Origin of the sequence: Serratia sp. BIGb0234, assembly GCF_024809915.1 — a bacterium.
GTDB classification, from domain to species: Bacteria; Pseudomonadota; Gammaproteobacteria; order Enterobacterales; family Enterobacteriaceae; genus Serratia; species Serratia liquefaciens.
Window position 1 is genome coordinate 538,177 of sequence record NZ_JANUEI010000002.1, and the last position, 20,536, is coordinate 558,712.

Below are 20,536 nucleotides of genomic sequence, written 5' to 3' on the forward strand. Positions count from 1 at the left end.
TCATAAAACGTAATAGATACAGGTGTCATACGGACAGCGCTGCTGTGCTTTGCTGCTAATGCGCACATTATAGTTAGCAGTAATAGTGCTGATTAGGGGGTGAAAAATGCTAAGATTAATACCATTTTGTTCTAAATATTAACGCCGGTAGCGAGGGAGGGATGATGGCTAAACGGGGAAACTATAACGATTTATACCTGTTCATGCAGGTGGTGCGGGAAGGGAGTTTTACCGCCGCGGCACAACGCCTTGGCCTGGCACAATCAGGAATCAGCCGCTCTGTACGCGAACTTGAAGAACGACTGGGCGTTCAACTTCTGGTGCGCACCACGCGCAGATTATCGCTTACCCATGCCGGTGAACAACTCTACCGGACCCTTGAGTCAGGATTCGATGCTTTAGATATGGGACTCGCCACGCTGGCCAATTATCGCCAGTCCCTATCAGGTACGGTACGCATCAATGCCAGTCAGCACGCGATTGATAAGGTGCTCCTGCCGAAGCTTGCGATATTTAAGCAGCACTACCCCGACATCCGACTGGAACTCATTAGTGAAAGCCGGTTTGTCGATATTATCGCTGAGCGATTCGATGCCGGTGTACGTCTGGGGCCAGAAGTTGGGAGTGGCATGATTGCTGTTCGTATTTCCCCTGACATGGAGATGACCATTGTCGGTACGCCAGATCACTTTCGTCGCTATGGCTTTCCGCAAGTCCCCGCAGATTTAGTTGTTCATCCCTGTATAGCTTATCAGTTCGGCGACGGCAGCCTGTACGCATGGGAACTTAATCAGGGCGGCAAAAAAATCACGCATCGGCCGCAGGGTCAATGGGCGTTTTCTGACAGCTATATGGAAGCCAAAGCCGCCAGGCTGAGCTTGGGGCTGGCTTATGTCCCGGAAGAGTTAGTGTCAGACGATTTAGAACAGGGTTCACTCATCAGAGTTTTACAACGCTACAGTCAGCGACTGGAGGGTTCATTTCTCTATTATCCGCACCGCAATGTGTCGCCCGCTCTGCGAGCAGTTATCGATACGTTGAGAATTTAAGGGATGAAGATAAGGTTACACGCAGGCTGGGGTAAGTGTTGGAAAACAGCATCCGCTCTTGGCACCGAGCAGACTGTCAGAGCCCTTTGAATACGCTCCCACTTCGCGCAAACTTTTTGAGGCTCGTTCTAGCTACCCTTCGCATGCAGAGAACATTGTAGAACGATCGACAGATGACACGCCCGAATGGGTAACGGGTTTGTGTCAGGCACCGCGAATGGTGCCGCGCCAGACGAAATCGGCATGATACAGCCGGGTTTCACCCGGTATCTCCTGGCCCAGCGTCGGCATCGTATTCTCTTCCTTCTGCTCTTCCGCCATCAGCCAGGAAACCGCATCCTGAGCAAATAACGCCACCGGCTGGGTAAAGGTGGTGAGGTTATAAGAGGACCACGCCGCCTGCGGAATATCGTCGTAGCCCGCGACGCATAGATCTTGCGGAATGCGTAGCCCAAAACGATGGCGCGCCTCGTCCATAAAACCGCAGGCCAGCAAATCGGTGACGCAGAATACCGCATCAGGGCGTTCACGCCGGGTCAGCAAGCGGTGCGCCAGGATCTGGCCGCTCTCATAAGAGGTGGTGCCAAAACGCTCGACGCTCACCTCCAGCCCCGCAGCTTCCGCCGCCTGCAGAAAACCGCGCTCACGCGCCATCAGGCTTGGCGTACCGGCCAATGAGTTGGCGAATGCAATGCGTCGGCAGCCCGCACGGGCAAACGCCATCACCACCCTGCCGGCCGCCTCTTCGTTATCCAGCCGGATGCTGAGCGAGCCGGGCAAGGTATCGTTACGGTTGATCAGCACCAGCCGCTGGCCGTGTTTGTGGCACAGGCGGGCGATGCCGCTGTCCGGCATGCCGGAGAGTACAAAAGAAGCATCTGCGCGGAAGTTAATCGCCTGCTGCAATGCCTGGGACACGCTGTCATCGGAGCGATCGGTGTTAATCAACATGGCGATTTTTCCCGCATCCTGCAGATGCTGGGTCAGCAATCGCACCAGGCTGGCCCGATAAGGCGTCGCCAGCTCCGAAACGATCAGGCAGACAATGCCGCTGCGGTTGCGCACCAGTCCCCGTGCCAAATGGTTAACGTGATAACCCAGCTCTTCGGCCGCTCGCATTACCCTTTCGCGGGTTGTCGCCGACACGCTAGCGCCGGGCGTATAAGTCCGCGAGACCGCCGAACGGGAGACCCCGGCCAGTTCCGCTACGTCTTTCGCACTGATCATCGCCTTGTCCATCGCCATCTTCACTTCCATCCGTTACGCGCTCTGAGAAAAGTTTGCCGCATTTTGCAAAGCTGTGCAAATTTTTAGCGGTCAATTTGTTTCATTTTTGTGACGAGTAGGTTGAATTGTTTCATCACGCGATTGACAGCGCAATTTTTATCCTCTAGTTATTTGCACACACGTGCAAAAAGAATAGGCGACAACGTATCGCCACCCTACACAACCAAGGAGAACACCATGCAACGCGTTACTCTGATGGCGGTCCTCGCCGCCGGCACAGCACTCTCTGCCCTGCCAGCTCAGGCTGCCGGGAAACTGAATATGATCTGCTCCGCCGACGTGGTGGTCTGTGAGCAAATGACCAATCTGTTTGAGAAACAGCACCCGGATATCAAAGTCAGTATGGTGCGCCTCTCCGCCGGGGAAGCCTATGCACGTATTCGCACCGAAGCCCGCAACCCGCGCACCGATATTTGGTGGGCAGGCACTGGCGATCCGCATATGCAGGCCGCCGACGAGGGGTTAACCCAGCCTTATCAGTCACCGCTGCTGGATCAGCAGCACGACTGGGCGCGTAAACAGGCCGAAAGTGCCGGCTACCGTACCGTTGGCGTCTACGCCGGGGCTCTGGGCTGGGGCTACAACACCAAACTGCTGGCAGAGAAAAAAATCAAGGTGCCCGCCTGCTGGAGCGATCTGCTGGATCCGGCTTACAAAGGCGAAATCCAAATGGCCAACCCGAACTCTTCCGGCACCGCGTACAACACCCTCGCCACGCTGGTGCAAATCATGGGGGAAGAACCGGCCTTCGATTACCTGAAAAAGCTTAACGCCAACATTTCGCAGTACACCAAATCCGGCTCGGCACCGGTAAAAGCGGCGGCACGCGGCGAAACCACCGTCGGCATCGTCTTTATGCACGATGCCGTCGCGATGCAGGTCGATGGCTTCCCGATCAAGGCGGTTGCACCTTGCGAAGGGACCGGGTTTGAAATTGGCTCCATGTCGATCGTGAAAGGCGCACGCAATCTCAAGGAAGCCAAGGTGTGGTACGACTGGGCGCTCAGCGCTGACGCCCAATCGCACATGAAAGACGCTAAATCCTTCCAGTTGCCGTCAAATCGCAACGCGGCAATTTCCGAATACGCACCGCGCTTCGAAAACATCAAGCTGATCGACTACGACTTTAAAACCTACGGTGCGACAGAAAAACGCAAGGCCCTGCTCAGCCGTTGGGATAAAGAGATCGGCGCCAGCGCCCAGTAATTCAAGCCCTTCCCTCCCGCATGCGATGCGCTCTGTAATAAACCGGGCGAGGTCACGCTCGCCCATGCAGGACGCGGTGAAGGACATATGAACTCTCGAGGTTAAGATGAATGCTCAAAACCGCCGCCTTGACGGGGCCCTCGTGCTGGGCGCACTGGCACTGTTGTTGCTGCCCTGGTACAGCCAGGAAGCCGGGTTCTTCGACTTTGGCTGGCTAACTACGCTGTGGCAGGATCAGGCGAGTGCACCCGCTCTGTGGCAAATACTGACGTTTCAACGCCCCTGGCTGGCGATTGCCCTGCTGATGCTGCTGGTTTGCGCACTGGCTCGCCTGCTGAAAATTGGCCGTTTTCGCTCGCAGTTGCTGATCGCTGCCAGCCTGGTCGGCGTGGTCTTTCTGCTGTTTGAAGGCCATGCCATTGGTTACAGCGGCTGGAACTGGCAGTGGAGCGAACACCTGTTCGGCGCACTCAGCGACGGCCAGCCCGCTTTTGGCGCCGGCGCTATTTTACTGATCACCACATTTTTGCTGCTGTTCTCTTTCGCGCTGGCCGAACGCGGCGTGCTGAAGGGCGATGCCTTTGTGGTCGCCGCCATTGTGCTGCTGGTCGCGCTGGTCACCACTTTCGTGCTTTACCCGGTGCTGAGCATGTTGGTCGCCTCGGTGCAGGACGTGGACGGATCGTTCAAGCCCGACGGCCTGATCGCTAATATGCAGGATCCGGCCATTTGGAGCCTGAGCTGCCTGAAGGGCGGCAGCTGCGGTACCGCCTGGCGCACCCTGACGTTGGCGCTGATGACCGCCAGCGGATCCACGCTGCTCGGCCTGGCTTTTGCCCTGGCTGCCACTCGCACGCCACTGCCGTTCAAAAAAGGGCTGCGCATGTTGACGGTGCTGCCGATCATTACGCCGCCGTTCGTGATCGGCCTGGCGTTGATGCTGCTGTTTGGCCGTGCCGGGGTGGTGACCGAGCTGCTCGCCGGGGTGTTCGGCATTGAACCCGGCCGCTGGCTTTATGGCCTGACCGGTATCTGGATTGCTCAGGTGCTCTCCTTTACCCCGATTGCCTTTCTGGTGTTGATTGGCGTGGTGGAAGGCGTCAGCCCCTCGCTGGAAGAAGCTTCGCAAACGCTGCGCGCCAACCGCTGGCGCACTTTCCGCTACGTTTCCCTGCCGCTGATGGCGCCCGGGTTGGCCAACGCCTTCCTGATCAGCTTTATCGAAAGCATGGCGGACTTCGGTAACCCGATGGTGCTGGGCGGCAGCCACGGCGTGCTGTCGACCGAAATCTTCTTCTCAGTGGTCGGCGCGCAAAACGATCCGAGCCGCGCCGCCGTGCTGGCGATTATCCTGCTGTGCTTTACCCTCAGCGCCTTTATTTTGCAGCGCCTGTGGTTGGCAGGGAAAAGCTTCGCCACCGTTACCGGCAAAGGGGATTCCGGCACCCACTGTGGATTGCCGCGGGGCTTGCGCTACGGCGTGTACGCGTTGGTGATCCCCTGGGGCCTGTTCACGCTGGTTATCTACGGCATGATCCTGATCGGCGGCTTCGTGCAGTCATGGGGACTCGACAGCAGCCTGACGCTGGGCCATTACGCTCGCGCCTTCGGTTTCCACTGGAACAGCGGCCAGATCGTCTGGACCGGCGTCGCATGGAACTCGTTCTGGACCACGTTGGAAATCGCGCTGATCGCCGCACCGCTCACGGCCATCGTCGGCTTGCTCACCGCCTGGCTGATCGTGCGGCAGAAGTTTGCCGGCCGCCAGACCTTCGAGTTTATGTTGATGCTCAGCTTTGCCATCCCCGGCACGGTGATTGGCGTCAGTTACATCATGGCCTACAACCTGCCGCCGCTGGAAATCACCGGCACCGCCCTGATCCTGGTCGCCTGCTTTGTGTTCCGCAATATGCCGGTCGGCGTCCGGGGCGGGATCGCCGCCATGAGTCAGTTGGATCGCAGCCTGGATGAAGCCTCGCTGACCCTGCGCGCCAGCAGTTTCCGCACCCTGCGCAAAGTGATCCTGCCGCTGTTGAAACCGGCCATCAGCGCGGCACTGGTTTACGCCTTTGTGCGCGCGATCACCTCCATCAGCGCGGTGATTTTCCTGGTCAGCGCCCAGTACAACATGGCCACCTCCTACATCGTCGGGCTGGTCGAAAACGGGGAGTACGGCGTGGCCATCGCCTACTCCTCCGTGCTTATCGTGGTGATGCTGGCGGTGATCCTCACTTTCCAGCTGCTGGTGGGCGAACGTCGCCTGCGCCGCGCCATCCGTATTACCACACCGCCGGTGACGCCACCACCGGCCTTACATCAGGAGAATGCCGTATGACTGCCATTCGTTCCGGCTCGGTGGTGTTTGAGAACGTCACCAAACAGTTTGCCGATTTCACCGCCTTGCCCGGGCTTTCACTCACCGTCGAGCCCGGCACGCTGGTGACGCTGCTTGGCCCTTCCGGCTGCGGCAAGACCACTACCCTGCGCCTGCTGGCCGGTCTGGAACATCCGACCTCAGGCCGTATTCTGATTGGCGGCAAGGAGGTCACGCATCTGCCCGCCAACGAGCGCGACGTCGCGATGGTGTTTCAATCCTACGCGCTGTTCCCGCACATGAACTCGCTGGATAACGTGATGTACGGCCTGCTCGCCAGCGGCCTGTCGCGCAAAGAGGCACAGGATCGGGCACGTGAAGGGCTGAAATTGGTCGGTCTGGAAAGCATGGGCCAACGCCTGCCCTCTGAGCTCTCCGGCGGCCAGCAACAGCGCATCGCCGTGGCGCGTGCCCTGGTGTTGGAACCGCAGGTGCTGCTGCTCGACGAACCCTTATCCAACCTCGACGAGCGGCTGCGTCGCCGCGTCCGCACCGAGATCCGCGATTTGCAGCAGCGCCTCGGCTTCACGGCGGTCTATGTGACCCACGATCAGGAAGAAGCCCTGGCGGTCTCCGATAAGATTATCGTCATGAAAGAAGGGCATATTGCCCAACAGGGCGCGCCGCAGGAGCTTTACCATTCGCCGGCGTCGGTGTTTATCGCCGACTTTATGGGCGAGGCCAATATCCTGCCCTGTGACATAGAACAAGTGGTCGGCGGCGAAGCGCTGATCACCCTCGGCAGCCGCCAGTACCGGGTACCGGGTGGTAAGGCGCGTCCCGGCGCAGCGCAACTGTCGGTACGCCCGCAGTTTATCACCCTACTGCCGGAGCAAAGCGGCGCCTTGAACGGCGAAGTCACCCATAGCACCTGGCTTGGGGACCATATCGAATATGAAGTAAAAACCGATCTCGGCGCGCTGTTTATTGTCGATGTGCAGATGGAACGCCAATTGGCACCGACCACCCGTGTGGCCATTGACTTCAAAACTCAGGGTCTGGCACTGATTGCCCAGTGATCCTAACAACGTTAAGGAATGAAAATGAACGAACAGATTACTCAGCGCCTGACGCTGGCAGAACAGGCGGCCCGCGAAGCCGGAGCTAAGGCGCTGGATTATTTTAACCGCCGCGAGAGCCTGGTGATTGAAACCAAACGCGATGCGCAAGACGTGGTTTCGATTGCCGATCGCGAGGTTGAACTGCTGATCCGTGAACACATCGCCCGCCAATTCCCGCAAGACGGTTTTCTGGGCGAAGAGTTTGGCCTGCAACCCGGCGATTCCGGTTACACCTGGGTGGTGGATCCGATCGACGGTACCAGCCCATTCGTTAACGGCATGCCGAACTGGTGCGTGTCCGTGGCGGTGATCCATCAGGGCGAACCGGTGATCGGCGTAATTGTTGCCCCCTGCCAGCAGGAGTGTTTTAAGGCCGCGCGCGGCGCGGGGGCTACCCTCAACGGCAAACCACTGCGGGTGGATCCCAAACGCACCATGCAAAACCACGTCACCGGTTTTGGTGCCAACAGCTATGTTAAACCGGAACGCGTCGGCGAAATTGCCGCCGCAATCACCGCCGTGGGCGGCAGTTTCTTCCGCAACGGTTCCGGCGCTATGATGTTGGCCTGGGTGGCGGCAGGACGGCTGGTGGGCTATTACGAACCCTACATGCACGCCTGGGACTGTCTGGCAGGTTACTGTCTGGTGAACGAAGCCGGTGGCTGGACCCACCCGTTCAATACCGAAGGGGAACGTTTACTGCGCGGCGGGCCGGTGCTGGCGGTGGCCCCTGGGGCGAAAGAAGAGTTAATGCGTATTGCACAGCTCTGAATTGACGTTGAATAGCCCCCTGGAGGGGGCTATTGCCTGAGTGAAAGGACGAACATATTCGACCGCGAGGCATTTACAACCCGCGTTTTTCCATCAGCACCGCCAGATCGACCAGGCGGTTAGAGAACCCCCACTCGTTGTCGTACCAGGCAAGCACCTTGACCAACTTGCCGCCGATCACCAGCGTGGAAAGCCCATCAATAATCGACGAGCGCGGATCGCCTTTATAATCGCTCGACACTAAAGGCTCATCGCTGTAACCGAGAATGCCCTTCAGTAGCCCTGACTCCGCAGCCTGGCGGAAAGCGGCATTGATTTCTTCGCTGGTCACTTCGCGTTTCAGCGTGACCGTCAGGTCGACAATAGAGACCACCGGCACCGGCACTCGCAGCGAATAACCGGTCAGGCGGCCATCCAGGCTCGGGATCACCTTGCCGAGCGCTTTGGCCGCGCCGCTGGAGTAAGGCACAATCGACTCCGCGGCGGCACGGGCGCCCCGTAAATCTTTTTCCGGCTGATCGTGCAGCGCCTGGCTGTTGGTGTAGGCATGGGTGGTGTTCATCAGGCCGTACTCAATACCAAAGGCTTGATGCAGCACCTGTGCGGCGGGCGCCAAACCGTTGGTGGTACAACTGCCGTTGCTGACCACCCGATGCTTGGCCGGATCGTACTGATCCTGGTTAACGCCCATCACTATCGTAATGTCGTCGTCTTTTGCCGGCGCAGAGATAATCACTCGCTTGGCGCCGCCACGGGTGATGTGCACTTCCGCCTTGGCTTTGTCGGCAAAAAAACCGGTCGCTTCGATCACCACGTCAACGCCCACGCTTTTCCATGGAATGGCGCCCGGATCTCTTTCAGAGAAGACATGAATCGGCCTGCCGTCCAGCAGCAGCTGGTTTTCACCGGCCTCCACGCTGGCCGCCAGCCGGCCCGAGAGCGAATCATATTTCAGCAGATGCGCCAGGGTTTTGCTGTCGGTCAAATCATTGATCGCCACAACTTCAAAGTCGCTGCGACCTAACGCAGCACGCAAAACATTCCTGCCGATTCTGCCGAATCCATTAATGCCTACTTTGACCATGATCTACTCCTTCGTTATTGGCTCTGGTGTAAATTTAAGCCGCAGGGAGCATGTCGTAAATGACGTTTGTAGATCAATTTACGCCAAAGTGCGTGAATGGAAGCGATCGCGGTATTCGGTTGGGGTCAGTTGCAGATGCCGTTCGAAAACGCGGCGCAGATTGAGCGCATTGCCGAAACCGCTGCTGGTGGCGATTTGTTCAATGCCTTGTGAGCTCTGTTCCAGACGCTGGCGGGCGATGTACAAGCGCCCTTCTTCGACAAATTTGGCGGGTGAAATGCCGGTTTCGCGCGTGAACACACGCGTAAAGTTGCGCGGACTCATGGCAACCCGTTCGGCCAGTTTCTCAACGGAAAGATCCTCGGCCAGATTCTCCAGGATCCAGCTCTGCAGATCGCGGATAGGGCCCGGTGTTTTGGCCTGATTCAGTGGGTAACGGCTGAACTGCGCCTGCCCGCCGGGGCGGCGCAAAAACATCACCAGATCCTGCGCCACTTCGCGGGCCTGCACGAAACCGTAATCGTCCTCCACCAGCGCCAGCGTGAGATCGAACCCGGAGCTGACGCCGCCAGAGGTCCAGACCGCACCATCCTGCACGTAGATCGGCCCATTTTCGACCTTCACTTTGGGGAAACGGGCCTGCAAGGTTTCCAGCAGCCGCCAATGGGTGGTTGCCCGGCGGCCGTCCAGCAGACCGGCTTCGGCCAGCAGCATCGCCCCACCGCAAACGGAGGCCACGCGCCGCGCCTTGGGGGCCGCACGGCGGAGCCAATCCACCACAAAGGCGCTTTCTTCCTCGGTCGCCCCTTTGCCGGTAACGATAATGGTATCGCGTGCCACCTCAGGGTCGAGATCCGCCAGGCGATGATCGGCCAACAGATTCAAACCGGACGAGCCATGCACCACCCGGTGGGTTTGCGTGGTGACTATCGCCATCTGGTAGAGCGGCGCGTCATCGGGCCGCAAGCGGTTGGCCTGCATCAGGATGTCGGCGATCCCCGCCGATTCGAACAGCATGCCCCCTTCGGGGACGATAATCAGAAATGTATGCATGGCCTTAAAATACAAAATCGACAAAATAAGTCAATAACGCCTCCCGGTTTGAGAAGCGTTTCTCTCATCAGCGCCAGCCCAGCGCCGGGGCGACATGAGTCAGGATCGACTCAATCACGTGGGCGTTGTAGTCAACGCCTAGCTGGTTGGGCACGGTCAGCAGCAAGGTATCGGCTTCGGCAATCGCTTCGTCCTGCGCCAACTGCTTGATCAGCAGTTCCGGCTCGGCGGCATAGCTACGGCCGAATACCGCGCGAGTCTGCTGATCGATATACCCCACCTGATCGCTGTCCTGGCCGCTGTTGCCGAAATAGCTGCGATCCTGCTGGTTCATCAGCGCAAAGATGCTGCGGCTGACCGACACCCGCGGCTGGCGTGCATGACCTGCGGCCTTCCAGGCATCGCGATAAGCGCGGATCTGCTTGGCCTGCTGCACGTGGAAAGGTTCGCCGGTTTCGTCGTTTTTCAGCGTTGAGCTTTGCAGATTCATGCCCAGCTTCGCCGCCCAGATCGCCGTGGCGTTTGAGCTGGCGCCCCACCAGATGCGATCGCGCAGCCCGGCGGAGAAAGGTTCTACCCGCAGCAAGCCCGGCGGGTTCGGGAACATCGGTTGCGGGTTAGGTTCAGCAAAGCCTTCGCCACGCAGCGCCTCCAACAGGACGTCGGTATGGCGGCGCGCCATATCGGCTTCGGTCTCGCCTTCGGCAGGCGTATAACCAAAATAACGCCAGCCATCAATCACCTGTTCGGGAGAACCGCGGCTGATGCCCAGTTGCAGCCGCCCGCCGGAAATCAGGTCGGCGGCGCAGGCATCTTCAACCATATAAAGCGGATTTTCATAGCGCATGTCGATCACGCCGGTGCCGATCTCAATACGCTGGGTTTTGGCGCCGATGGCCGCCAACAGCGGGAATGGTGAGGCAAGCTGGCGGGCAAAGTGGTGTACGCGAAAATAAGCCCCATCCGCCCCCAGCTCTTCTGCCGCCACGGCAAGATCAATGGATTGCAGCAGCGCATCTGCCGCCGAACGGGTGCCCGACTGCGACGAAGGCGTCCAGTGGCCGAAAGAAAGGAAGCCGATTTTCTTCATGGGGTGATCCTTAGATTCATTAATGACCGGATTACAGTGACAAAAATCGCCCCCTTCCGGCCAGAAATATCGTGGCCGATCGCACTAAACGGATCCTTTTACGCCACGACGCCACACTGCCTGAGCATTGTAATCAAAAAGTAAATATCGTATAACAGGCTCCTCCGAGGGGTGTCCTGTTACGGGCTGAGATGGCGCAAGCCGAACCCTTTGAACCTGATCTGGGTCATGCCAGCGAAGGGACGGTCGGCAATCCCCTCACGGCGGTTGCCTGTTCATACCTCACCTCAGCGCGCCCGGATCTCCACTCACTTTTGGAGGTCCCATGTTTACTCCCTTATTCGATAACGGTCTTTACGGAAAGCTGCGCCAACAGGCCGGCGGTCACTGGCAGGACTATGTGGCACACCCCTTTATTCAGCAACTGGCCGCCGGTACGCTGCCGGAACCCGCTTTTCGCCGCTACCTGACGCAGGATTATCTGTTCCTGATCCACTTTGCCCGCGCCTATGCCCTGCTGGTCAGCAAACTGCGCACCCTGCCGGAAATGCGTGCCGCTACCGCTTCGCTCAATGCGATTGTCGCCGAACTGCCCCTGCACCTGGCCTATTGTGCCGACTGGGGATTGAGCGAACCGCAGATAGCCGCCGAACCAGAAGCGCCGGAAACCCTCAATTACACCCGCTATGTGCTCGATATCGGCCACGCCGGAGATGCTCTGGATCTGCTGGCAGCGTTAATGCCCTGCGTCGCCGGCTATGCCGAAATCGGCCTGCGCCTGCTCAACGATCCCAACACCGTGATGGAAGGCAATCCCTATGCCTCGTGGATCCGCAACTATGGTGATCCCGCGTATCTGAGCGGCGTACAAGCCTCCCTCGACCTGCTGGAAAACGTTGGCCTCCAGCGGGGTGCCCCAAGCCGCCTGAACGAACTGTCGGCGATTTTCACCACCGCCACCCGCCTGGAATCCGCCTTCTGGCAGATGGGGTTGAATGCCCAATGAGCCTCGGCGACACGCAGCACGGCAATGCCCGGCCCGGTATTCAGGTACGGGATCTGACCCTGCGCTTTGGTCAGCAGGTGATTTTCGATGGTCTGAATTTCGATATCGCCGGCGGCAGCTTCGTTGCCCTGCTCGGCGCCAGCGGCGCGGGGAAGACCAGCCTGCTGAAGATCATCGCCGGGCTGGCGAAACCCACCTCCGGTACGGTTATCGGCAGCGATGGCCTGCCGATAACCGGGCGTATCGCCTATATGGGGCAAAAGGATCTGCTCTATCCCTGGCTGACAATTGACGAGAATATTAGCCTCGGTGCGCGGCTGCGCGGCGAAAAGGTCGACCGCGCCTGGGCGGAACATCTGCGGGAACGCGTGGGCTTGACCGGCTATGGCCGCAGCTTGCCTGCCGCGCTGTCCGGTGGCATGCGTCAACGTGCCGCTATTGCCCGCACGCTGTATGAGCGCCAGCCGATTGTGTTGATGGATGAACCCTTCTCCGCGCTGGATACCATTACACGCGCCATGATCCAGCAGCTGGCCGCCGAACTGCTGGCGCAGCATACCGTGCTGCTGATCACCCACGACCCCATGGAGGCCTGCCGCCTAAGCCACCGCCTGCTGGTGCTGTCCCGTTATCCGGCGGGGCTGGACGACAGTCATGTTATCGAGGGCTTACCGCCGCGAGCGCCGGACAATCCTCAACTGCTGAAAAGCCAGAGCGAGTTGCTGCTGCAACTGGTGAGGGCCGCCGGATGAAAACCCTCCCTGAAAGCCGTCTGTCGCGGATGCGTCGCAGCCTGACGGTGTTCGCCGGCCTGTTGCTGCTGTGGGCACTGGTCACGCTGGGCGATATCCCCGCCTTCCTGTTGCCCTCCCCCTCGGCGGTGGCACAGGCGCTGTGGGACAACCGGGCGTACCTCGCTTATCACACGCTGATCACCGCCTCGGAGATCGCCTGCGGTTTGCTGGCCGGGGTTTTGCTCGGTGCCACGCTGGCGCTGTGCATGATCTTTTCGCCGCGCCTGCAGCGCTGGTTGATGCCGTTGGTGCTGACCAGCCAGGCGATCCCGGTGTTTGCGCTGGCGCCGCTGTTGGTGCTGTGGTTCGGCTTTGGCATGAGCGCCAAAGTGGTAATGGCGGTGCTGGTGATTTTCTTCCCGGTGACTTCCGCCTTCTTCGATGGGCTACGCCGGGTCAATAACGATTATCTCGATCTGGCCCGTACCCTACGTGCTTCTCCCTGGGCCCAACTGCGTCACGTGCGGCTGATGGCGGCGCTACCGGCTTTCGGTTCCGGGCTGCGGATGGCCGCCGCCGTCGCCCCTATCGGCGCCATCATCGGCGAATGGGTTGGCTCGGCGGAAGGCCTGGGTTACGTCATGCTTAACGCCAACGCGCGCATGCAGACCGACATCTGCTTTGCCGCGCTGTTTATTTTGGTGCTGATGACCGTCTTGCTATGGGTGACGGTAGACGCGCTATTGCTGCGCCTGATCGACTGGGCACCGGAAAATGATTGATCGCCTCACAACAACAAGGGTAACAACCATGCTTAAAAATACCGTCTGCGGGCTGCTGCTCGGCGCCACGCTGGCAAGCCAGGCCAATGCCGCGGAAAAACTGACGCTGGTGCTCGACTGGTATATTAACCCCGACCACGCGCCCATCATGGTGGCCGAGCAGATCGGCGCCTTCAAGGCCGAAGGGTTGGACGTCAAGATTGTGCCCCCTTCCGACCCGGCGCTGCCGCCGCGCCTGGTGGCGGCAAAACAGGCCGATTTGGCCATCACCTACCAGCCGCAGCTGCACTTTTTTGCCGATCAGGGCCTGCCGCTGGTGCGCGTAGGCACCCTGATTAACTCACCGCTCAATACCGTGATGACGCTGGATAAAAGCATCACCACCCCGGCAGGACTTAAGGGTAAAAAAATCGGCTATTCGGTCAGCGGCATCGAACAAGCCACCTTGGCGACCATGCTTGAGCATGAACACCTCAACCCCAATGAAACCAAACTGATTAACGTTAATTTCCAACTGACCAGCGCCCTGCTGGCGGGCCAGGTCGATGCGGTAATCGGCGGCTATCGCAACATTGAAGCGCTGGAGCTGAAACTGCAGGGCAAAGATCCGGTGGTGTTTAACGTGGAAGACTACGGTGTGCCGAGCTACGACGAGCTGATTATCGTCGCCAATCGCGATTCGCTGGCCGAGCCGAAAATCAAAAAATTCCTCGCGGCGCTGAAAAAAGGCAGCGACTATCTGCACGCCCATCCGCAGGAAAGCTGGCTGGCGTTCGCCAAAGCCCATCCGGAACTCAATACCGAGCTGAACAAACAGGCCTGGCAAGCCAGCCTGCCGCTGTTCGCAACCGATCCGGCGAAGCTGGATAAAGCGCGCTATCAAGCCTACGAACAATTCCTGTTCGACAACAAGCTGATCAAAAAAATCACGCCGGTGGAGCAATACGCGGTGGAGCTGAATTAAAGGTTATTCGCTTTATCAGGGGCGCAGTATGCCGCGCCCCTGCCATTCCCCCTCAGGCAGAAGGCGCGACGGTAACGTCACCCTGACCGCTGCGCTGCAAAGCCTGCAGCACCAGGCCACTCGCCTTGCACCGCTCCACAAAATCACGCACATAGGCTGCCCCCGACGCTTTTTGTCGCGGAACCGCCATGGCCTGCTGGATGGCAGTGAAATGCCCGGCCAGCACCCGATACCCCGGGTTTTGCGCTGCGGCAGCCAGCAACGGTTGACGCACGCCCGCAGCCGCATCCAACCCCTGTTCGAGGAACAAGGCGATCGCGTCGGCGGAGGTATCGGCACGCACCAGTTGCGCCTGCTTTAAGGTTCGCGACAGATACAGGTCGTAAGCCGCTCCCTGGCCTACGGCAATGCGCACCTCGGGCCGGTCAAGTTCGGCAACCTGTTGCCAGGCAGACGCCTGGGCCACCAGGTAGGTCCCCTCAATGATCGCATAAGGCGCACTGAACGCGATCTGCGCCGCCCGCACCGGTTCGATGGCCATAAAGGCGATGTTCCAGTCTCCGGTTTCCAACGCGGCAAAAACCTTGCCTGCGGCATCATAGGTCACCAACTCCAGCGCCACGCCCAACTCGCGGGCCAGCGCGCCGGCCAGCGTCACGGATACCCCCTGAGGTTCGCCGTCTGGCCCCCTCTGCGCCAACACCGGATTGCCCAGATTGATGGCCGCACGCAGGATCCCCTGCGGAGCCAAATCATCGAGTACGGCGGCGGGAATGCTATGCATGGCTTTCTCCTGAAAAAAGGGTGTAGGTGTTTCGTCAACGCTCTCCGTTAAGGCTAGAGCCAAACCTCGGATGAGCAACATTCAGCCGCTTTTCGCCTCGCTGGCGTGATTCATGTCACACTATTGTCACAAAAACGACCGATCGCACTCTGCCACGCCAGGGCAGCGCAAACACGCATTGACCCTGGCGCTTTCAATGCGCTATACCCTTCCTCTTTCGCGTCGTGCTTGGGTCGGCGGCGTTTGCCAGGGCAGTTAAGATTTCCTTTTTAATCAGACAGGGTACGGTGGATGGTTTCAGCATTAATCTCGTTTGCACTTTTTTTAGCCTCAATTTTAATCTACCGCACCCGTGCCGCCGCCAACCGCTGGTGGCTGGCCACCCTGTTGACGCTGCTGGGCAGCTATCTGATCCTCAACGTGGTGCTGATCGCCAGCAACTACTTTACCGGTGACGGCATTACCGATGCGGTGATCTACACCCTCACCAGCAGCCTGAAGGGCGCCGGCGTCGGCAAATACCTGCTGCCGTTTGTCGGCCTGCTGGCGGTGCTGGCGCTGATCTTCACCCTGCTGACCTGGAGTCTGGTACGGCGCAAGGCGAAAAGCAGCAGCGTGGTTTACAGCGTGCTCGCCGTGATGCTGGCGCTGTTTTCCGTCGGCACTACTCCCGCCTTTCAGGACATCTCGCTGTTGGTGAAGAGCCAGATTAGCGGCGATACCGCCGACTTTGACACCTATTACAAAGCGCCGAAGAAAACCGTACAGGGCAAAGCGCCGAACCTGGTGTATATCTATGCTGAAAGCCTGGAGAGAACCTACTTCGACCAACAAACCTTCCCCGGCCTGACCGACGAACTGAACCAGCACCGCGAAAACAGCATCGACTTCAGCAATACCCAACAGCTGCCCGGCACCGGTTACACCATCGCCGGTATGGTGTCTTCACAGTGTGGTATCCCACTGTTTGCGCCCTTTGACGGCAACGCCTCCAGCGCGGTATCCACCTTTTACCCGGAAAACGTCTGCCTGGGCGACGTGCTGAAATCCGCCGGGTACGACAACTACTTTTATCAGGGCGCCGAGCTGGCCTTCGCCGGCAAGGACACCTTCCTGAAATCGCACGGTTTTGACCATGCCTACGGCTTTAAGGAATTACGCGGACAGGTCAGCGACCCGGGCTACAAAAATGACTGGGGCTGGTACGACGATACCGTGCTGGACGTGGTGTTCGACAAATTCGTCGAGCTGTCGAAGCAGAACAAAAAGTTCTCGCTGTTCGCCTTGACCGTGGACACCCATCACCCGGACGGCTTTATCTCCGCCAGCTGCAGCAAAAAGTCGTTCCGTTGGCAGAATAAAGAGAATCGGTCGCTGAGCGCAGTGGCCTGCAGCCAACAGCATATCGCCGCGCTGATCGACAAAATCAAGGCGTCCGACTACTTCAAAAATACCGTTATCGTGGTGTCTTCTGACCATCTGGCGATGAACAATACCGCCTATGACATCCTGACCAAGCAGAAACGCCGCAACCTGTTCTTTATTATCGACGGCACCCGCCCGCAGACCGCGCTGCATAACGAGAAGCGCAGCACGCTGGACAACGGCGCTACCGTGCTGGACGTGATGGGTGGCGATAACTACATTGGCCTCGGTCGCAGCAGCCTGTCCAGCCCAACGCTGGCGACGTTGTTTTTGAATATCGACGAAAAAATCAACGCCTGGAAACCAGCGGTGGTCAAGCAATGGGGCTTCCCGAACAGCATCACAAACTACAGTCTCGACGATCGGGGCAACCGCTTTACCTTCTCCGGCATCACCTTTAAGGTGCCGTTTATTCTGAAGGTGACGGACAACAAAATTGAGCCGATGTTTAACGTCTACCTGTCCACGCCGCTGAAAAAACAGCTTGCCGGACTGGGGGCGGGCGAGAAATTCGTCTGGGTCGACAAGTGTTATGAAATCGGTCGGGTGTGGTCGCCAGAACTGGCGTTGAGCACCGACACCTGCATCGCGTCGGGCAGCCTGGCCGCCCCACCGCACATCGTGCAGGCCAAAGGGGGCAGCTATCGCGGCAAAATAGACTTTGAGCGTCCGCCAAACGATAGCATCGCCACCTACCAAAGCGCCGTCGACAAGCTGAAAGTCGACGACGCCGCCGTTAAATACCACGCGGACGCCATCGCCTTTATGCTGCCGGGCATGCCGGAACAGGTGAAGGCGATCACCGGCGTTTCCAGCGTCGAAGACTGGGGCCGTTGGTCAGACGCCAACCTGGCGCCGACGGTGAATATTGATTACGTCGATCCCCTGCCATCAGCATTCGATCTGGTGCTGCGCGCCCGCGCCTACGGTAAAAACGTCGGCGAACCTATCTCGGTGCGCGTCGGCAATCAGGAACAGTTTGTGACGCTCAGCGAACAGGACACCACCGTGACGCTGCGCTTCGACAACCCTGCCGGAGCCAGAAACATCAGCATCACGCCGCCGGCCCCCACGGAACCACAAGAAGGTGCCAGCGGCGGTTTTGTACCGAAGAAACTGGGTATTGGCCTGGTCTCGCTGAAAGTGGAACAGGCTGCCCCCGCCTCCTGATCATCGCGCTGCATGCGGCGCCCGCGTTATTCGGGGCGAATTTATTCGCCCCCTGCCGTTTGTCCAAAGCTTTTGCGCCCATCTTCGGCTAACCTGTTGCTGTGAATTGATATCGGCATCCGTATGCCTCCCCGCCGCATAGCCGGGAGAACCAAGGAGAGAATATGAGCAGTCAGCAATCCGGCACCGGCCTCACCCCCGCTCAGGCAGTCGAACAACTGGAAGCGCTGTATGTCGCCTCGGTTGAGGCGCTGCGCCAGGCGGTCGGTGACTTTATCAGCCATGGCAGTCTGCCCGACGCGCAGACCCGCGCGGCAGGGCTATTTGTTTACCCTGAGCTGCGCGTCAGCTGGGACGGAAAATCGCCCGGTCAAACCAAAACCCGCGCCTATGGCCGTTTCACCCACACCGGTTGCTATACCACCACCATCACCCGCCCGCATCTGTTCCGCCATTATCTGACCGAACAGTTGACCCTGCTGGCCGGGGAGTACGATGCGCATATCGAAGTGCGACCGTCACAGCAGGAAATACCTTTCCCTTACGTGATCGACGGTTCAAACCTGATGCTGGATCGGTCGATGAGCGCCAGCCTGGCGCAGCATTTCCCCACCACCGAGCTGGCGCAAATTGGCGATGAGACTGCCGATGGCCTGTTTCACGCCACCAGCACCTTCCCGCTTTCACACTTCGACGCCCTGCGCGCCGACTTTTCGCTGGCGCGGCTGCGGCACTACACCGGCACCCCGGTGGAGCATTTTCAGCCCTTCGTGCTGTTCACCAACTACACCCGCTATGTGGATGAGTTTGTCCGCTGGGCCTGCGCCGAAATAGCCGATCCGGCCAGTCCTTATATTGCGCTGTCGAGCGCCGGCGGCATCTATATCACGCCAGAAACCACCGCACCGGATCAGGCGGTCTCCGACCTGGCGTGGAAAAACCACCAGATGCCGGCCTACCACCTGATCTCTCGCACCGGCCAGGGCATCACGCTGATCAATATCGGCGTCGGCCCCTCCAACGCCAAAACCATCTGCGACCATCTGGCGGTGCTGCGCCCCAGCGCCTGGCTGATGATCGGCCACTGCGGCGGCCTGCGCGAAAGCCAGTCGATTGGCGACTACGTGCTGGCGCACGCCTACCTGCGGGACGACCACGTGCTGGATTCGGTGCTGCCACCGGATATCCCGATCCCCAGCATTGCCGAAGTACAGCGTGCGCTGTATGACGCCACCAAAATGGTCAGCGGCATGCCTGGCGAAGAGGTAAAACAACGCCTGCGCACCGGCACCGTGGTCACCACCGACGATCGCAACTGGGAGCTGCGCTATTCCGCGTCGGCGCTGCGTTTTAACCTCAGCCGCGCCGTCGCGGTAGATATGGAAAGCGCCACCATCGCCGCTCAGGGCTACCGTTTCCGGGTGCCTTACGGCACGCTATTGTGCGTGTCCGACAAACCGCTGCACGGTGAAATCAAGCTGCCCGGCCAGGCCAACCGCTTTTATGAAGGGGCCATTTCGGAACACCTGCAGATCGGTATCTGCGCTATCGACCTGCTGCGCGCCGAGGGCGATCGCCTGCATTCCCGCAAGCTGCGTACCTTTAACGAGCCGCCGTTCCGCTGATGATGAAGGATCTGGGCCCGCTTCGGCGGGCTTTTTAACTTTTCATACTCAGATCGTTGATGTACCGACCGCAAATCTGTTACAACAGCGGCTCTCATTCCCCAGACATCACCACACATATGATTGTCAGACCTCAGCAACACTGGTTCAGGCGGCTCTTCGTCTGGCACGGTTCAGTGCTATCCAAAATTCTGTTTCGCCTCAGCCTTAACGTGGCGATGTCCATCGTCGCCGTGCTGTGTTTTCAATGGTACGAACATCTGGGGGTCAAACTGACCCTGGCGCCTTTCAGCCTGCTGGGCGTGGCGATCGCTATCTTTCTCGGCTTCCGCAACAGCGTCAGCTATGCGCGTTTCACCGAGGCGCGGTTGCTGTGGGGCAGCCTGCTGATCGTTGAGCGCTCGCTGCTGCGCCAGATCAAGAGTCTGCTACCGCAGCAGGATCAGGCGGCGCGCGAGTTTGCCGCCCTGCTGATCGCGTTCAGCTACTGCCTGAAACACCAGCTGCGCGGCACCGATAGCAGCGCCGACCTGCAACGGCTGCTGCCCAACGTCGATCTGCGAGCGATAGAAAACAGCATGTCCCCCTGCAACCGGCTGCTGTTGATGATGGGCCAATGGCTGGGCGAAAAACGACAATCGGCACAGCTGTCGGACATGCTGTTTCACAGCATCGACCAAAACCTCAACCGGCTGTCGGAGATCCTCGGCGGCTGCGAACGCATCGCCAATACGCCGATCCCCTTTGCCTACAGCCTGATCGTTCATCGCACGGTCTACCTGTTCTGCACCCTGCTACCTTTCGCGCTGGTGCCGGATCTGCATTACATGACGCCGCTGGTGTCGGTGTTTATCTCCTACACCTTCATCTCGCTGGACTCGCTGGCAGAGGAACTGGAAGATCCATTCGGCACCGCCGCCAATGACCTGCCGCTCAATGCCATGTGCAACGCGATTGAGATCAACCTGCGCGAAATGAACGACGAAACGGATTTACCGGCGGCCGCACGGCCGGACAGCCGTTACCAGCTCAGCTAACCGGCAACCACGTCAGGCGCGGTGAAGGCCGCGC

General features: G+C 59.2%; 17 protein-coding genes and 1 riboswitch. Of the genes, 12 read left to right on the plus strand and 5 right to left on the minus strand.

Annotation, left to right across the window (positions count from 1 at the left end):
• Window positions 1-164 precede the first annotated feature (164 nt).
• Window positions 165-1,049: a LysR family transcriptional regulator gene (locus M2407_RS09590; RefSeq protein ID WP_020827655.1), complete on the plus strand. Its 885-nt coding sequence runs from the start codon at window positions 165-167 to the stop codon at window positions 1,047-1,049.
• Between the two features lie 204 nt (window positions 1,050-1,253).
• On the opposite strand, the gene M2407_RS09595 is transcribed toward M2407_RS09590, so the two are convergent.
• Window positions 1,254-2,294 (minus strand): LacI family DNA-binding transcriptional regulator, encoded by a 1,041-nt coding sequence (locus M2407_RS09595; RefSeq protein ID WP_020827656.1) that lies wholly within the window; start codon window positions 2,292-2,294, stop codon window positions 1,254-1,256.
• Between the two features lie 219 nt (window positions 2,295-2,513).
• Between M2407_RS09595 and M2407_RS09600 the strand changes: the two genes are divergently transcribed.
• The 4 genes from M2407_RS09600 to M2407_RS09615 all read left to right on the plus strand — a co-directional run bounded on the left by M2407_RS09600 (window position 2,514) and on the right by M2407_RS09615 (window position 7,748).
• Window positions 2,514-3,542 (plus strand): ABC transporter substrate-binding protein, encoded by a 1,029-nt coding sequence (locus M2407_RS09600; protein ID WP_201896239.1) that lies wholly within the window; start codon window positions 2,514-2,516, stop codon window positions 3,540-3,542.
• Between the two features lie 106 nt (window positions 3,543-3,648).
• On the plus strand, window positions 3,649-5,877 hold the full coding sequence (locus M2407_RS09605; RefSeq protein WP_259217785.1) for an iron ABC transporter permease: 2,229 nt from the start codon (window positions 3,649-3,651) through the stop codon (window positions 5,875-5,877).
• A complete protein-coding gene (locus M2407_RS09610; RefSeq protein WP_048762334.1) occupies window positions 5,874-6,935 on the plus strand; it encodes an ABC transporter ATP-binding protein in 1,062 nt (353 codons plus the stop codon). The genes M2407_RS09605 and M2407_RS09610 overlap by 4 nt, the downstream gene beginning before the upstream one ends.
• Before the next feature lie 24 nt (window positions 6,936-6,959).
• Window positions 6,960-7,748, plus strand: coding sequence for an inositol monophosphatase family protein (locus M2407_RS09615; protein ID WP_046373168.1), 789 nt, complete (start codon window positions 6,960-6,962; stop codon window positions 7,746-7,748).
• 73 nt (window positions 7,749-7,821) lie between these two features.
• Here the strand turns inward: M2407_RS09615 and gap are convergent, their stop codons facing one another.
• The 3 genes from gap to M2407_RS09630 all read right to left on the minus strand — a co-directional run bounded on the left by gap (window position 7,822) and on the right by M2407_RS09630 (window position 10,975).
• A complete protein-coding gene (gene gap, locus M2407_RS09620; RefSeq protein WP_259217791.1) occupies window positions 7,822-8,832 on the minus strand; it encodes a type I glyceraldehyde-3-phosphate dehydrogenase in 1,011 nt (336 codons plus the stop codon).
• 78 nt (window positions 8,833-8,910) lie between these two features.
• The gene (locus tag M2407_RS09625; RefSeq protein ID WP_130016397.1) at window positions 8,911-9,885 is read right to left on the minus strand and encodes a GlxA family transcriptional regulator; all 975 of its coding nucleotides are present in this window, start codon (window positions 9,883-9,885) and stop codon (window positions 8,911-8,913) included.
• Window positions 9,886-9,952: 67 nt separating this feature from the next.
• Entirely contained in the window at window positions 9,953-10,975 is a 1,023-nt protein-coding gene (locus tag M2407_RS09630) for an LLM class flavin-dependent oxidoreductase (protein WP_046373166.1), read from the minus strand.
• Window positions 10,976-11,132: 157 nt separating this feature from the next.
• A riboswitch (TPP riboswitch) is annotated at window positions 11,133-11,235 on the plus strand.
• 65 nt (window positions 11,236-11,300) lie between these two features.
• On the opposite strand from M2407_RS09630, the gene M2407_RS09635 reads away from it, so the two are divergent.
• The 4 genes from M2407_RS09635 to M2407_RS09650 are packed head-to-tail and all read left to right on the plus strand — an operon-like array spanning window position 11,301 to window position 14,461.
• On the plus strand, window positions 11,301-11,981 hold the full coding sequence (locus M2407_RS09635) for a TenA family protein (RefSeq protein WP_020827664.1): 681 nt from the start codon (window positions 11,301-11,303) through the stop codon (window positions 11,979-11,981).
• A complete protein-coding gene (locus M2407_RS09640) occupies window positions 11,978-12,733 on the plus strand; it encodes an ABC transporter ATP-binding protein (protein ID WP_129983863.1) in 756 nt (251 codons plus the stop codon). The genes M2407_RS09635 and M2407_RS09640 overlap by 4 nt, the downstream gene beginning before the upstream one ends.
• On the plus strand, window positions 12,730-13,497 hold the full coding sequence (locus M2407_RS09645) for an ABC transporter permease (RefSeq protein WP_046373164.1): 768 nt from the start codon (window positions 12,730-12,732) through the stop codon (window positions 13,495-13,497). The genes M2407_RS09640 and M2407_RS09645 overlap by 4 nt, the downstream gene beginning before the upstream one ends.
• Window positions 13,498-13,525: 28 nt before the next feature.
• On the plus strand, window positions 13,526-14,461 hold the full coding sequence (locus tag M2407_RS09650; protein ID WP_020827667.1) for an ABC transporter substrate-binding protein: 936 nt from the start codon (window positions 13,526-13,528) through the stop codon (window positions 14,459-14,461).
• Window positions 14,462-14,513: 52 nt separating this feature from the next.
• Here M2407_RS09650 and M2407_RS09655 read toward each other — a convergent pair whose 3' ends face one another.
• Window positions 14,514-15,245, minus strand: coding sequence for an ABC transporter substrate-binding protein (locus M2407_RS09655; protein WP_259217799.1), 732 nt, complete (start codon window positions 15,243-15,245; stop codon window positions 14,514-14,516).
• Between the two features lie 291 nt (window positions 15,246-15,536).
• Between M2407_RS09655 and opgB the strand changes: the two genes are divergently transcribed.
• The 3 genes from opgB (at window position 15,537) to M2407_RS09670 (ending at window position 20,502) form a co-directional block, all read left to right on the plus strand.
• Window positions 15,537-17,840 carry a phosphatidylglycerol--membrane-oligosaccharide glycerophosphotransferase gene (gene opgB / locus M2407_RS09660; protein WP_259217802.1) on the plus strand — a complete coding sequence of 768 codons (2,304 nt, stop codon included), beginning with the start codon at window positions 15,537-15,539 and terminating at the stop codon, window positions 17,838-17,840.
• Between the two features lie 164 nt (window positions 17,841-18,004).
• Window positions 18,005-19,465, plus strand: a complete 1,461-nt coding sequence (locus M2407_RS09665; protein WP_142814930.1) for an AMP nucleosidase — start codon at window positions 18,005-18,007, stop codon at window positions 19,463-19,465.
• Between the two features lie 119 nt (window positions 19,466-19,584).
• Window positions 19,585-20,502, plus strand: a complete 918-nt coding sequence (locus tag M2407_RS09670; protein WP_041415501.1) for a bestrophin family protein — start codon at window positions 19,585-19,587, stop codon at window positions 20,500-20,502.
• The last annotated feature ends 34 nt before the right edge of the window (window positions 20,503-20,536 follow it).